The following is a 13,571-nucleotide window of genomic DNA, read 5'->3' as shown; positions in this document are numbered from 1 at the left end:
GTCCTCTCGTTTCTCGCATTCTCGTTTCGCGCTCAATCCAAAGCCCGCACCCACGCGGCAATGGCTTTTCCGATCTCCTGCCCGCTGTCCTCCTGGATAAAGTGGCTGCCCTTGACGGTCACTTCCTTCTGGTTTTTCCAACTGCGGCAGAAGTCGCGCGGTGCGCCGACCAGGATCGCGCCGGGTTCGGCGTTCACGAAGAGTTTTGGTAGGTCGTTTTCAGCCATCCAATCCGCGTATTCGGTGGCAATCTTGGTTACGTCCGCCGGATCGCCTCCGACAGGGATCTGGCGCGGCCAGGTCAACGTCGGCCAACGGTCTTCCCGGTTGGGGAAGGGGCGTCGGTATTCGTTCTGCTCTGCCTCGGTCAGGTCGCGCAGGACAGAGCCGGGCAGAACCTTATCGACAAAGAGGTTGCGGTCGAGCACCAGCTCTTCGCCCTTGTCCGAGCGGAAGCCCTGGAACAACGGCGCAGCCTGAGGGTTGAACTCGGACCAGTCGGCCAGCGGTTTCACGATCCCTTCCATGTAGGCAATGCCCGAAACCGCATCGCGGTGCCGGTTGGCCCAGTCGAAGCCCAGCGCCGAGCCCCAGTCATGGATCACAAGAACCGCGTCGCGTGTCACGCCTACGGCGGCAAGGAAGCCTTCGACAAAGCGGCGGTGTGTTTCGAACGTGTAGGTATCCGGGCCGGGATCGGAAAGCTTGTCGGAATCCCCCATGCCGATCAGGTCCGGCGCAACGAGGCGACCCAGCCCTTCGCATTCAGGCATCACGTCACGCCACAGGAAAGACGAGGTGGGATTGCCGTGCAGAAACACGATTGACCGCCCTTCGCCGCGTTCGATATAGGCCATTTCATGACCATTCACCGCTACTTTGCGTTTTTGCGTCGCCCAGTCGGAACTCACTGCTTTTTCTCCTTTTTCGTCCAGCGCTCAATCATCGCGCGCATGTGGTCACTGCCGCCTGGGCCCAGAACCGGGGTTACATCGCGTGGGCCAAGTATCCGTCCGTCTTGCGCCTTTACGGCTAGTTTTTGCACCGGCAGACCTGTTTCCCGTTCCACCAGCGTCAGGCGTGGCCCACGCCCATTGGGGGCCCATTTCTCGCCCCAGTGCAAAAGCGCAACCAGTACCGGGTAGAGATCGAGCCCCTTCTCGGTCAGCCGGTATTCGTGCGAACGCCCATCCTCGGGATTGGGCAGTTTTTCGATCACACCTTCCTCGGTCAGGGTTTTGAGGCGCGCCGCCAGAACGCTGGTGGAAATGCCCAGGTGGTCCTGTAAAGCGTCGAAGGTGCGCATCCCGTTGAAGAGGTTGCGCAAAACCAGAAGCGTGCGCCATTCGCCCACAACATTGAGAGCCTGGGCCACGCCGCAATCGTCGGTGATCGGCATTCGGGTCATTCGCCTTTGAACTCCGGTTTCTGCTTGGCCAGGAACGAGGCGATCCCGTGCGGCCCGTCATGGGTGCGCATCATCGCGGCAATCGAACGGGTTTCCTTGTCGAGCTGCGCCTCGAAGCTTTCGGAGAAGGCCGTCTCGAGAAGGCGCTTGGCCCCGCCATAGGCCTTGGTGGGCCCCTTTGCGAACCGGGCCGCGAGTTTGCGCGCCTCTGTCATCAGGTCCTCGGCCGGGACCACGCGCGTCGCAAGGCCCCATTCGCAAGCCTCTTCAGCACTGAGAACACGATTGGTCAGCACAAGTTCCTTGGCGCGCAGAAGGCCGACATGCTTGGCAATGTAGTAGGTCGATGATCCGTCCGGGGTCAGCCCCGAGGCGGTATAGGCCGAAACGAACTTGGCCTTGTCCGAGGCCAGGACGATGTCGCCCGATATGGCAATGGAGAAACCGCCACCGCCAGCCGACCCGTTCACGGCTGTAATGATAGGCGCGTCCATATGGGTGAAGCGCGCCAATGCGGCGTGCAGGATTGTCGCCATGCGGGTCACGTGATCCGCCTTGTTTGCGGCGGCCTCGAACTCGGCCAGATCACCACCGCCGTTGAACATTTTGCCCGCGCCGGTGACAATCACGGCGCGCGCGCCCTCTGCTTCACAGCGGCAGGCAACATCGAACAGCTCGTCGGCCATCCGCGCGTCCAACGCGTTGGCATTATCGGGGCGGTTCATCGTGATCTCGACGACGCCATCGTCAGAGGCCCAGTCCAAGGTTTCATATGTCATTTTGCCGTCCCTTCGTTCATTCCGCTGCGGCGGCAATGCCGCCCGCTATGCCAGCGAGCCGTTGCCCGATAATCGCGTTTGCTTCACCCATGATCCGGTCGATCAACTCTTTGCACGTGGGGATGTCGTCGATCAGGCCGGCGACCATGCCGCAGGACCAGGCGCCGGCGTCCATGTCACCGTCGAGCATGACCTTGGGATAAACGCCCGCGACCTCTTCGATGATGTCCTCGAACCGGATCTTATCGCCGAGGTCCTTTTCCTTTTCCAAAAGGCGTTCGACCGCCGCATTGCTCAGAACGCGCTCGGTGTTGCGTAGCGGGCGCATGACAAGACGTGTGTCCAATTCGCTCGCCGCGACGATCGCGTCCTTGACCCGCTGGTGCACCGGGGCTTCCTGGGTGGCGATGAAACGCGTGCCCATGTTCATGCCTTCGGCGCCCATTGACAGCGAGGCAACAAGACTGCGCCCATCGGCCATGCCGCCCGACGAAACGAAGGGAATTTCCAGTTCGTCCGCGGCGCGGGGCAGCAGGATCATGTTGGGAATGTCATCCTCGCCCGGGTGGCCGCCGCATTCGAAGCCGTCCACTGACACCGCGTCACAGCCGATCTCCTGGGCTTTCAGGGAGTGACGCACCGAGGTGCATTTGTGGATCACCTTGATGCCTGCATCCTTGAGATAGGGCATGACCTCGGACGGGTTGCGGCCTGCTGTTTCCACGACTTTCACCCCACCGTCGATGATGGCTTTGACATAGCCCGGGTAATCGGGGGCATTGACCGTGGGTAGAAATGTCAGGTTGACCGCGAAGGGCTTGTCGGTCATGTCGCGGCATTTCGCGATCTCATTGGCCAAGTCAGCAGGCGATTTCTGTGTCAGCGCGGTGATGGTGCCAAGACCGCCAGCATTCGAAACCGCAGCGGCTAGTTCGGCAAAACCGACATAGTGCATGCCACCCTGGAGGACGGGGTGCTCAATGCCGAGCATTTCGGTGATACGGGTTTTCATGGATGGTTCTCCGTTTTGCCAGGCGTATCTTGATAACTAAAAATTAGCTTTCTTTAAAGAAGTTAAATTTTCATATGTGGACCACGCAAGCTGATTCCAGCCGGGTTCGGGAAAATGTCGTAACGTCGCTTTAGAGCTTGGATTTGCAGTGCCGGTGCTGTTCCCTTAGGCACCCCGGGCGAAACCACAGGATTGCAAAGCAGACATTCATCGTAGCTGCAGCATCCTGAACTATGGGCTCAGGGCGGTCATTCGCTGCATACAGCGTCAATGTCCGCTGCGTAGGCCAAATTCACTCAAATTTTTTGGCGAATTTTTTCGAGCCCGTATCTATGGTTCTAGACAGGCTGAGTTCCCCCCATGGGGTAGTCAGCACACGTCTCGGCCCTTTTGTTTGGTATTGCTGTTTCACAAGGCCCTGCCCCAGCGACACAACTGACGCATATGCAAATTGTGTCTCACAGATATTGATCTCAGCTTTTGAGACAATATGTATCTCAAAACTTAAGACTTTGAGAGACGGAACAGATCATGCTTGTTGGCTATGCTAGGACTTCCACTTTGGATCAAACGGCTGGGCTTGATACTCAACTACGGGAACTGGAAAAGGCCGGGTGCGAGAAGGTATTCACCGAACAGGTATCTTCAGTAGATGTGAGAGCCCGTGAGAAGCTCACAGAGGCGCTCAACTTCATCCGAGAGGGTGATCACCTAGTAGTCACCAAACTGGACCGACTGGCGCGCTCTATGGCCCACTTGATGGAAATTCGCAGCCAGCTTGACGCCGTTGGGGCGCACCTAACGATCTTGGGGTTAAGTCTCGACACTTCCACTGCCCAAGGCAAGTTGATGTTGAACCTTTTGGGAAGCGTGGCCGAGTTTGAGCGTGAGATTATGCTTGAACGTCAGCGTGAAGGAATTGCCAAGGCCAAAGCTGCCGGAAAGTACAAAGGGCGCAAACCAACTGCATTGGCAAAGTCGGACGAGGTGCTTGCTCTAGCAGGTGAAGGCATCGGCGCCACCAAGATCGCTCAAGACCTCGGTATAAGCCGCGCATCGGTGTACCGGATACTCAATGCAGACCAGCGCTGACCGCTGCTGCCCCAGTTGTTGGTGGACTGGACAGGTGCCAATCTGAACCTGAACAGATGTACGCTCGTGCCGGATCATCTATCTTCTTTGCAATTCGGCAATTTAACCGGGTTCGGCCCGATAACTACTTAGCCCTCCTTCTTACGAACCAAAACAGTTGGCCTTGTGAAACATTGCGTGAAACAATCCGTCATCTGTCTGCCCTGCTGGATTGATAGTCTAGTTAATGAACCGGATTAGTTTAAGTGCACGGTAAGTATATTGATTGTGTGTACACTGATATAAATGATCCGATGAATAGTAGATTTAGACACATTATAGTCGAACAGTACTGATACTGATACTGATACTGATACTGATACTGATACTGAATAGCGGATGTATAATTTATTTATTTTGTATAACAATTACTTAAACAACAATGAGACATTTATCCTTAAGTCTAATTATTAGATAATAGACAGGCTATTCAAATGCCCCACAATGAACCTCGCTAACAACGTCATGGTGAGGTCCATAGCAACCTTCAGCGCCCCGGCGATGCCAATCACCATGGTGATGCCTGCCCGTGCATGCGGCCACAGCTATTAGTACGGCCAAAAACGTCACCGTTCTTCGAGAGATTTTTATGCGATGGCTCTCATACATATGCGAACCACACTACCAATAACTCGGCAAAAAATGCTTTGACGCAGGTCAAAGCTCAACTGCAATATTGCCCACGTCAACGCAATTAAAGGGTCGGTATGACGGTCCTTCTCCTATTGCTGGCTTCGAAGAAGGGACAGCTTCAAAAACATCCCAAACCAAAATTCGGTCGTGACCCTAAAATCCCGAGGTGCTGGCGTTGCCATACTCATTCACCTGCAGTAGCGTCCTGAACCATGCTCATCCGTCGATACTCACTTGTGCTACTAATCGGCCTTTTGGTTACTCTGACTGGTTTTGGCAATGTTGCACATGCGCTATCGAATGGCTGCGTTGGCCTTCACTGTGAAGACCACATGCAATCGGCTGAACACGCTGTCGCGGCGAGCGACGTCAGCGATATCTCGACCTCAAGCAGCCACCATGACACGGAGAGTTCAGGAACCGGAGAGTGCAATTCCTTTATCTGCCAAGCAGTTGTATTGCTCTCCCAGTACAGTGAAGCCGCGCAGGGTCAACGTGATCTTGACCCAGAGTTCCACGTTGGAGCCCAAGCCAAGCTGAATGAACCAGATAGCCCTTACCGGCCCCCTGACCTTTGAAGCAGCGTAAATCCTTGCGAACATAAGCGACTAGCACGTGCGGCTGTTCGCGATGTGTCGCAGCGTTAACAGCTTCCAGAATGTCAGGACCAATCCATGAAAAAAAGATACTTACTGGTCGGCGTATGCACCGTCACTGCCGTCGCCGCTTTCATAACTCTTCGACCCGGCTCAATCGAAGAGGCCGCACCACAGGTACCACTTGAAGGCGATGCTATGGTTGCAATACAGATGCCGCCCATCGAGGGTAACGCCGAAATCGGCCAGCGTGTCTTTGAGGTCTCCTGCGCCTCTTGCCACGGTGTCAATGCGGTCGGTGTAGAAGGCGCAGGACCGCCTCTGATCCACAAAATATACGAACCCAGACACCACGCGGATGAAGCCTTTCAGAGGGCGGTTTCACAAGGAGTAAGAAGCCATCATTGGCAGTTCGGCGACATGCCGCCCGTAGAAGGTCTGACGCGAGGTGACGTTGCCATGGTGATCGCGTACATTCGTGAAATTCAACGTGCCAACGGGATAAATTGAGGACAGGACCATGAAAAAGATCATAACGCTCGCACTCATGGCTGCTCTTCCCAGCGGCGCACTCGCGCATTCCAAGGTCGAAGAAACAACCCCTGCCGACGGAGCTACAATAACCGCTGTGCCTGCTGAAATTGGCCTCAACTTCTCTAAGGACATCCGGCTGACACGAATAGAGATGGCTCATGAAGAACACTCGGCAGTAAGCTTGGATTTGGGCGACCAGACAAATTTTGGTCAGGAGTTCACGATCCCACTGCCGAGCAATGGAACGGGCACCTATGTCATCGAATGGCGTGGTTTAGGTGAAGACGGCCATGCGATGCAGGGCGAGTTTTCCTTTACCGTGGAATGAGCATGCCAGACATTTGGGGTATTGCCACGATCCTCGCAAAGCTGGGGCTCTACATCGGCTTTACGGGGTCCACCGGGCTTGTGATTGTTAGTTGCCTCTATTCCGGCTTTGTCGCACCGATAAACCTCGGGATAAAGCGCCAAGCTAGGGCCTTAGCGTGGCTCGCTCTCGCCGCAACGGTTGTTGGTTTCATGCTTCGTGGAGCCGCCTTAACAGGCGGAGTTGACGGCATGGTCGATCCAGAGATGCTTGGTCTGCTTTGGCAGACATCCGTGGGCGACGTCCTTGTCTACCGCCTTATCGGCGCAGTGATGATCCTTGTAGGGCTGTCTGTTCCTCGCTTTGGTCAATGGATCGCACTGTTGGGTGGCACAGTGGCTTTGTGGTCCTTGGCACAGATCGGGCACTTACCCGAGCTCGAGAGTGTTGGCGTCCAACTCTTGCTCCTGTTGCACCTGCTTTGTGTAGCCTTCTGGGTGGGCATCTTTAGCCCGCTGCGGAGTATGGCTCTCATGCCTGAACACCTCACAGATGCTGCTGAACTAGGTCACAGGTTTGGGCAAACTGCCGCATTGGTTGTACCGGCCTTGATCGGTGTTGGCCTTTGGATGGCTCGGTTACTTGTGGGCAATCTCCAAGGGCTCTTGTTCACTGGCTACGGGCAGGCACTGTTGTTCAAAGTGTTGCTGGTGGGGCTGTTGTTGACCCTCGCCGCTGCCAACAAGCTGCGATTTGTTCCCGCCATGCAAAGTGGAGAGGCTAAGGCAGCGCGGCACCTCGCCCGATCTATCGAGGTGGAGGCAATAGTCGTATTAGTGGTTTTGGCGACAACAGCCACACTCACGAGCGTACTAACGCTTCCGAGTTAAGGTAGGCAGAGATGAAAAAACACCTTTCCGCACTTGCTATATGCTGCATTGGTACCAGCGTCGCTGCAGACCATGAGTTGTTAGATAGAGACCTTGCGAATGGGCAGGGACTCTATGCAGAGCACTGCGCCTCATGCCATGGAGTTAATCTGGAAGGCCAACCCAACTGGCAGACACCCGACGATGACGGAGTGTTGCCTGCTCCACCACATGACGTGACAGGGCACACATGGCACCATGATAATCAGCTGCTGTTCGAGTATACCAAACTAGGTGGGGCAGACGCGTTGGCAGCACGCGGTGTTAAAGACTTTAACAGTGGCATGCCCGGCTTTGAAAGCACCCTGACTGACGAAGACATATGGGACGTGCTGGCCTACATACGTTCCACTTGGCCTGACGATGTTCAACAGATGCAGGCTAGTCGCAACCTGCCGCACCAATAGAAGACATTATTCCAGAGTGGGTTTGGGTACTGGCCGCAGAAGGCGTCTCGGGTAGTGAACTAATCGGCATACACCAATTACTTGAGAACTCGAACTGGAGTTTTGATGCCGCGCACCACTGTTTTGATGCGCGGCTTGCGACATTACTCGCTCCGAACGATGTCCGAGTAAGCACCATTTAGGTTGAGTGTGACGGTTACCGCCTCATCGTCCCTGTTTCGCCAGAACCAGCCGTGATCACCGGCGAAGGGGGTTTCAAAACTGCCCTCGCCTTCGTTTTGACCGCGCCCCTTCTCGTAGGTCACGTTTTGGTCGCCCGCATGCGCGTGGAGGTCGAAGTTGATACGACCACCTTCAGCCGCCCACGCGTAAAAGAGGGTCGCGCCCTCTTCCATAGTTGCCTTAATCTCGGTGAACTCGCCAGGTTCGAGCGTGAACGTGATTGTATCCTGCCACGCCTCCTGAGCAAGTGCTGTGCCAACGAACAGACCGAATACGTTATCCCATAAGCTTGACGACTGATCGGCCCCATGAAGCTGTTGGTCTTGTTCGGCTTCATCCGCCAGGTCCTGTTTGATTTCACCCATCTCGGTCAGGCCAAGCACGCGCCCTGCACCCGTTGGGTCGATCCCGTATTCCGCAGGCAGCACAACAGCGACCAGTATTGCCACGGCGCTGACAGCCGCGATGATGGTGGACCGAAGGAGTTGGGCTGAGCTTGGTAACTCTTCGAGGCTCGGTTTCTTTGCGTTAAACATTTGTGGGGTTCCTTATGCGGCCACAAAATAGCCGGTGAGTTGGTATCCCATCAGCACAAAGCCGATGGTCATCATGACGACATTGACGGTGTAGGCTTGTTCGAAAAACTTGGCGCTCTTTCGCCAGTACCCCATGACGATGAGGATGGCAGCCAATGCCAGAAGTTGCCCGATCTCGACGCCAACGTTGAACGCCAGGAGGTTGGGCAGAAGCCCGTCTGGTGCGATCTGGTAGTCGAGTATCTTCGTGGCCAAGCCGGTGCCGTGAAACAGGCCGAAGATGAAAGTCGCCGCCTTGGTGTTGGGCTGAAAGCCGAACCAACGTTGATAGGCCCCTAGGTTGTCGAGTGCCTTGTAGACAACGGACAACCCAATGATGGCATCCACAATGTATGAACTGATGCCCCAGCCAAACCAGACGCCTGCAAGCATCGTGATGGAATGCCCCACTGCAAAGAGGCTCACGTAGACTGCAACGTCTTTCGACCGATAGAGGAAGAAGACGACGCCAAGGAGGAACAGGATATGGTCGTAGCCCGTCACCATATGTTTGGCGCCGAGGTACATGAAGGGGATGATGTGCACGCCCCAGATTTCTTGGATGTAGCCAGCATCGCCGGGCGTAACATCATGCGCCAAAGCTGCGCTGGTCGATAGCAGCAACATGGATAGGACGAAGAACGCGAGACGCTTAGAATTGCGTCTGACGCCTTCAATGAAGGTTCTCATGGAGTAACTCCGCTTAGTATTTAGATTGATCGGTGATGCGCATGAACTGCGCAGTGCCGATCAAGCGCGCGGAGGTCGGTCTATTCTGAACTTACGGGTGGGGTCGTTGGCCGAAGCTAGCCGCCGCCACGCCTCGCCTATGTGCAATTCAGGAGCAGTGCTGGGACCACTGGAGAGAAACGCCTGGTTGTGGTCATGATCGGCCACATCGTGGCTATGACCGTGCATCGCCCAAAAGAGGTCTTCTTCAAACCCATGTGAGTGGCCATGATCTTCGACCATTTCCAGATGATCTTGGATTGTCTCAAAAATCGCCGGTGCGTGCGAGAATGATGGCGTTACGGACCAAACGACCAACGCGAGACAGAGGACAGCTAGGCCAGCCCTCAAAAAGTGTTGGTATGCCCGTTTCATTGCATGTGCCCGCCTGTCAGTCACGACTTTCTCGCCGCCGTCGAAGTTATGTTTTGTCTACAATAGTGCTCGCCTCATGGTCAATTGCGTCTAACTACCCTGCGCAAAGTGCAGCAGGGGTGACTGCGATACTGCGCGACTATAGTTTCGATAGCATCAACTTCTCCTCGATCAACAGAACACTATAAATCACTGTTGGGAGCAATAGACGACCACATGCTGCATACTACTGTGGAAGGGAACAGGGTGTTGAACAACTGATAGAGCAAACAAAAAACCAGACCCATAGATGCACTGACAAACAAACATTTGTACACACTTCGGTGTGGCACACTGTAAACCAACACACCACAATAGTGTTTACTATCAGTGCATTAGGCGTTCGGCGGCATTTCCCTAGGCTCCATCAAGACTTTCACGTGACCACACACCCCTCGCCGAAGCCATCAGGTTTCATTGCCACTGCTGAAGTGCGCAACTTTAGCGCGAGTTGCCTGGTCGCCAATTGGCCTGTCTCATAGCCTCACCAAGGTCTTTCCCATATTTTGGGTCCGCGAACAGCTTTTGAAACAGCGCGTCCACGCGACTGTCGGGCCACTCACGTGACAGTTTTTCTGACAGGGCCTGCGCTTTGCTTTCGTTGCCTAACATCTGATAAGACGCCATCAGGTAAGCAACAGACACAGGTCCGACAGGGCCGCCATTTTCGGTTGCTTGTTCAAAGGCTGATACAGCGCCTTCGTAGTCCTTCAAATGAAACTTGGCCGACCCCATTGCGTTTTGAAACACATATCCACGCTCGAGGTCGAATTTCGACCGCGCTTCCTCACTGATCACAATGACTTCTTCAAACGAACCCGAGTACAGCATTATCAGTGACACAAACTCCAATACATGAACGTCATTGGGCGCCAAACGCTGTGCTCTTTGGGCAGCCTCCATGGCCTCTGGCCAGTTATTTTTGGCGAATTCGACCCAAGCCTTTGCGGATTGGCTCCAACCCGTTTCCGGGGCCAACTCGACGGCCCTATTGGCTCGCGTGTCTGCGTAGCTCAACATGCTACTGGCCAGATCGGGATCCGGTGTCAGCACAGCAATCGTCGCCGCAACCTGCGCGGCGCCCGCATGGCCGCCAAAATAGCTTTCGTCGTTCTCGATCGCCCCTTTGAATATGGTCAAGGCCGCGTCAAGTCGCGCGGGTTCCAGGGCCGGAAAGATCAGGTCCCGACCAGTATTGGCCAGATTTACAGCCTGAAGGCGCATTGGAGAGGCATCAAAAATGGCGCTGCGCTCATCTCGGCTCAGGCCGTCGACTGGCAAATCGGTTGCGCTGTCCTGCCATGTCGAAACCAACCAAAAAGCAATCACACAACAGCCCAGTAAGAAAACCCCAGCGATCCCTGCACCTAGCTTTACCCATGCAGTCGCCTTGGTTTCAAACTTTGGGGTCTCAGGCAGAGCCGCCTCACCCAACCTTTTCGAGATCAGCGGGGCGTATCCGCCCTTTGGCAGGTCGAACACCGTTTTCTCGTCGCGCCCATCTGTGGCGTAGTATTCGGCAAGCTTGCGGCGCAAGCGACCAGCATCCACCCGCACCACGTTTTCGCGGCGCGGCATCTCGGACATTGATCCGCCATAGACATCCATCGCAATCGTTTTGGCCCGAATGTCGTCGGCCCGACCGTTCAGAGATTCCTCGACCACATACACAAGGAAGTCCTGCAATCTCTGTGATCCCTCGAAGGTCGAAGACCTCACAAGCCGCTGAAGCGCGGCCTGAACATCCTCGGCACTAGGGTTTTTCCCCTCATTCACCACTGCTGATGATCCTCGGATAACTTCATTTTTTCAGAAAGTTACACCTTTCGTTATACCGTATTATGCCCCGATAAACCTATTGAGAGAAGTGAATTTGTTGTTCGATCGAGAAAACGTCTTACCCATCGAACGTGCCGCCCAAATGAAAAGCAACGCCATTGATACATTGTTTCCCAAGAACAAGGCCGCAATCGCGGACTTACGCCGTAGGGATCCTGTATTCGACGAGATTTGCAGGGACTACCAGCTTCTGAGTGAAGAATACCTCTCGATAAACGCTGAGCCGGGAAGTGAATCCGACCGGTTCGCCTGCGATATCCGTGAAACCCTGAATGGGCTTCGAGATGAAATTGCCCAATCGCTGCGGCGCGCGGGGAAGATGTAATTCAAACACGGGGAAGGGATACCAATGAGGTCAGTATTGATACACACCGCGGCCATGGTGCTGACGGCAGGCACGAGCTTTGCTCAGGATGCGCCTATCATTCGTGACGGAGAATTTGAATATCTTCGCGCACAGTTTGGAGAGCAATGGGATGCTCAGGATACAGAAATTGAAGCAAAGCTTGCCGAGATCCGAGACGCCAATGGCGGCAAGCCACCCAATATCCTCTACATTCTGATAGACGATGTCAGCTTTGGTCAGATGGGCAACCGGACGATGAACTACGTCACCGGCTTCGACACGCCCAACATCAACGACTTTGCCACGCAAGGCATGTCTTTGATGAGAATGTATACCGAGCCCTCCTGCACACCGACACGAACGGCCATGCTGACCGGTCGCCATCCGGTACGTGCCGGTGTGGAGGAGGTCAAAGTAGCGTTGGTTGGCGAAGGTCTTTCAGCCGAGGAGATCACGATTGCCGAAATCCTGAAGGAAGAAGGCTATAACACAGCGCATGTCGGGAAGTGGCATCAGGGCGATATAGAACAGGCCTACCCGCACAATCAGGGTTTTGATTGGGCGGCCTTCCCCTTGCATCAACAGGTTCAGCTCAGCCTGATGACACGGGACGCCATGGTTGCCAACAACATGCTTGGCTTCCATCCGTCGGGTCAGTCGAACCAATTCCAGCTGGACGAGCGGTTCAAACCCTACGGCCTAGTAACCGGCGTTGAAGCGGAAGCTGGCGGTCTGGCGCGCGAAGTCGACATGGCGCCGGGCGAAGAGTGGACTCAGGCTAAATACGAGGAAATGAACCTGCGCTATCAGCGGCAAGCACTGGAGCAGCTTGAGCGGCTCGCAGCACAGGACAACCCGTTTTTCATGCAGTATTGGCCGCTCTATCCACTGAACTTTGCCTATCCCGATCAAGCCGTATCCCGCAATGGAGGCTTCCATGCCGACAAGTTGCAAGTTCTGGACGGCTGGATCGGGGATGTGCTGACCAAACTTGATGAAACCGGCAAAGCAGACAACACCATTGTCGTGATCATGGCTGACAATGGCTTGATGTATCACTACGAAGGAGCGTCCGGCCTGAACCAACTGATTTATCGCGGCGGCAAGACACAGCATCTTGAAGGCGGCGTGCGCACAGATACGTTCATCCGGTGGCCCGCCGCGATTGAGCCGGGCAGCGCAGCAGGTGACATCGTGCATGTCTCGGATCTGTTTACAACCTTTGCCCGTATCGCAGGCGCAACGGACCACATTCCGCGCGACCGCGTGATTGACGGTATTGACCAGACGGCGCTGTTGCTTGAGGGCGAAGGCAATTCGCGCCGCGACTTTGTTTATGTTTACGAAGGGCCCGTCTTACGCTCGGTGGTCAAGCAAGAGTTCAAGATGCATCTTCCAGCCCCTGGACAGCCCGGCGCTGCGGCACCCGTTTTCAATGTCTATCGCGACCCACGTGAAGAACATCCGCTTGTCGGGTACTCGCTTTGGTCCGGGGCGTCCTTCCAGGACATGGTCAAGCGCCACCAGAAAACCATCGCAAAGCACCCCCATCTGCCACTCGGAAAAGGTGTGCCTTATGAAGGCATCGAAAACCTTCGCCCTGAAAGCGAACTGACCCGAGACGTTTTCTCTAGCTGGCAATGACGAATTCAGACGGCGGTACCAAACCGCCGCCGTCTAATTACCCGCACCCATTCCGTCAGGTGAACT

Annotated in this window: 14 protein-coding genes; 7 read left to right on the top strand and 7 right to left on the bottom strand. The window is 55.1% G+C overall.

What is annotated here, in order from left to right; translation table 11 throughout:
* Positions 1-32: 32 nt before the first annotated feature.
* Genes GOV91_RS13960 through GOV91_RS13945 form a run of 4 tightly spaced genes read right to left on the bottom strand, consistent with a single transcriptional unit; the run spans position 33 to position 3,199 of the window.
* The gene (locus GOV91_RS13960) at positions 33-911 is read right to left on the bottom strand and encodes a haloalkane dehalogenase (protein ID WP_171235961.1); all 879 of its coding nucleotides are present in this window, start codon (positions 909-911) and stop codon (positions 33-35) included.
* Positions 908-1,408: a helix-turn-helix domain-containing protein gene (locus GOV91_RS13955; protein ID WP_171235960.1), complete on the bottom strand. Its 501-nt coding sequence runs from the start codon at positions 1,406-1,408 to the stop codon at positions 908-910. Before GOV91_RS13955 ends, GOV91_RS13960 begins: the two co-directional genes overlap by 4 nt.
* Positions 1,405-2,187: an enoyl-CoA hydratase/isomerase family protein gene (locus GOV91_RS13950; protein ID WP_171235959.1), complete on the bottom strand. Its 783-nt coding sequence runs from the start codon at positions 2,185-2,187 to the stop codon at positions 1,405-1,407. Before GOV91_RS13950 ends, GOV91_RS13955 begins: the two co-directional genes overlap by 4 nt.
* 16 nt (positions 2,188-2,203) lie before the next feature.
* Complete coding sequence (locus GOV91_RS13945) at positions 2,204-3,199, bottom strand: nitronate monooxygenase family protein (protein WP_171235958.1); 996 nt, start codon at positions 3,197-3,199, stop codon at positions 2,204-2,206.
* Between the two features lie 531 nt (positions 3,200-3,730).
* On the opposite strand from GOV91_RS13945, the gene GOV91_RS13940 reads away from it, so the two are divergent.
* The 5 genes from GOV91_RS13940 (at position 3,731) to GOV91_RS13920 (ending at position 7,736) form a co-directional block, all read left to right on the top strand.
* A complete protein-coding gene (locus tag GOV91_RS13940) occupies positions 3,731-4,291 on the top strand; it encodes a recombinase family protein (RefSeq protein WP_171235957.1) in 561 nt (186 codons plus the stop codon).
* A 1,346-nt stretch (positions 4,292-5,637) separates the two neighbouring features.
* Positions 5,638-6,069 carry a cytochrome c gene (locus tag GOV91_RS13935; protein WP_171235956.1) on the top strand — a complete coding sequence of 144 codons (432 nt, stop codon included), beginning with the start codon at positions 5,638-5,640 and terminating at the stop codon, positions 6,067-6,069.
* Between the two features lie 10 nt (positions 6,070-6,079).
* Positions 6,080-6,421: a copper resistance CopC family protein gene (locus tag GOV91_RS13930; RefSeq protein WP_171235955.1), complete on the top strand. Its 342-nt coding sequence runs from the start codon at positions 6,080-6,082 to the stop codon at positions 6,419-6,421.
* Positions 6,422-6,423: 2 nt separating this feature from the next.
* On the top strand, positions 6,424-7,290 hold the full coding sequence (locus GOV91_RS13925) for a copper resistance D family protein (RefSeq protein WP_171235954.1): 867 nt from the start codon (positions 6,424-6,426) through the stop codon (positions 7,288-7,290).
* 11 nt (positions 7,291-7,301) lie between these two features.
* Positions 7,302-7,736: a c-type cytochrome gene (locus GOV91_RS13920; RefSeq protein WP_171235953.1), complete on the top strand. Its 435-nt coding sequence runs from the start codon at positions 7,302-7,304 to the stop codon at positions 7,734-7,736.
* Positions 7,737-7,879: 143 nt separating this feature from the next.
* On the opposite strand, the gene GOV91_RS13915 is transcribed toward GOV91_RS13920, so the two are convergent.
* The 3 genes from GOV91_RS13915 to GOV91_RS13905 all read right to left on the bottom strand — a co-directional run bounded on the left by GOV91_RS13915 (position 7,880) and on the right by GOV91_RS13905 (position 11,362).
* Complete coding sequence (locus GOV91_RS13915) at positions 7,880-8,494, bottom strand: transmembrane anchor protein (RefSeq protein WP_171235952.1); 615 nt, start codon at positions 8,492-8,494, stop codon at positions 7,880-7,882.
* A gap of 12 nt (positions 8,495-8,506) precedes the next feature.
* The gene (locus GOV91_RS13910; RefSeq protein ID WP_245223309.1) at positions 8,507-9,160 is read right to left on the bottom strand and encodes a HupE/UreJ family protein; all 654 of its coding nucleotides are present in this window, start codon (positions 9,158-9,160) and stop codon (positions 8,507-8,509) included.
* Between the two features lie 957 nt (positions 9,161-10,117).
* Entirely contained in the window at positions 10,118-11,362 is a 1,245-nt protein-coding gene (locus GOV91_RS13905) for an adenylate cyclase (RefSeq protein WP_171235950.1), read from the bottom strand.
* Between the two features lie 187 nt (positions 11,363-11,549).
* Between GOV91_RS13905 and GOV91_RS13900 the strand changes: the two genes are divergently transcribed.
* Together GOV91_RS13900 and GOV91_RS13895 are read left to right on the top strand one after the other, a co-directional pair.
* Positions 11,550-11,840 (top strand): hypothetical protein, encoded by a 291-nt coding sequence (locus GOV91_RS13900; protein ID WP_171235949.1) that lies wholly within the window; start codon positions 11,550-11,552, stop codon positions 11,838-11,840.
* Positions 11,841-11,876: 36 nt separating this feature from the next.
* Entirely contained in the window at positions 11,877-13,505 is a 1,629-nt protein-coding gene (locus GOV91_RS13895; RefSeq protein ID WP_254440679.1) for a sulfatase-like hydrolase/transferase, read from the top strand.
* Positions 13,506-13,571 lie beyond the last annotated feature (66 nt).

Origin of the sequence: Ruegeria sp. HKCCA6837, assembly GCF_013034475.1 — a bacterium.
Classification (GTDB): Bacteria; Pseudomonadota; Alphaproteobacteria; order Rhodobacterales; family Rhodobacteraceae; genus Ruegeria.
This window is presented reverse-complemented; position numbering and strand designations above follow the sequence as displayed.

What these genes read in the sequence shown, in the direction of transcription:
- GOV91_RS13950 (WP_171235959.1), bottom strand. Translation starts at nt 2,187, where the DNA reads ATGACATATGAAACCTTGGACTGGGCCTCTGACGATGGCGTCGTCGAG.
- GOV91_RS13935 (WP_171235956.1), top strand. Translation starts at nt 5,638, where the DNA reads ATGAAAAAAAGATACTTACTGGTCGGCGTATGCACCGTCACTGCCGTC.
- GOV91_RS13910 (WP_245223309.1), bottom strand. Translation starts at nt 9,160, where the DNA reads ATGTTGCTGCTATCGACCAGCGCAGCTTTGGCGCATGATGTTACGCCC.
- GOV91_RS13945 (WP_171235958.1), bottom strand. Translation starts at nt 3,199, where the DNA reads ATGAAAACCCGTATCACCGAAATGCTCGGCATTGAGCACCCCGTCCTC.
- GOV91_RS13955 (WP_171235960.1), bottom strand. Translation starts at nt 1,408, where the DNA reads ATGACCCGAATGCCGATCACCGACGATTGCGGCGTGGCCCAGGCTCTC.
- GOV91_RS13925 (WP_171235954.1), top strand. Translation starts at nt 6,424, where the DNA reads ATGCCAGACATTTGGGGTATTGCCACGATCCTCGCAAAGCTGGGGCTC.
- GOV91_RS13920 (WP_171235953.1), top strand. Translation starts at nt 7,302, where the DNA reads ATGAAAAAACACCTTTCCGCACTTGCTATATGCTGCATTGGTACCAGC.
- GOV91_RS13930 (WP_171235955.1), top strand. Translation starts at nt 6,080, where the DNA reads ATGAAAAAGATCATAACGCTCGCACTCATGGCTGCTCTTCCCAGCGGC.
- GOV91_RS13940 (WP_171235957.1), top strand. Translation starts at nt 3,731, where the DNA reads ATGCTTGTTGGCTATGCTAGGACTTCCACTTTGGATCAAACGGCTGGG.
- GOV91_RS13915 (WP_171235952.1), bottom strand. Translation starts at nt 8,494, where the DNA reads ATGTTTAACGCAAAGAAACCGAGCCTCGAAGAGTTACCAAGCTCAGCC.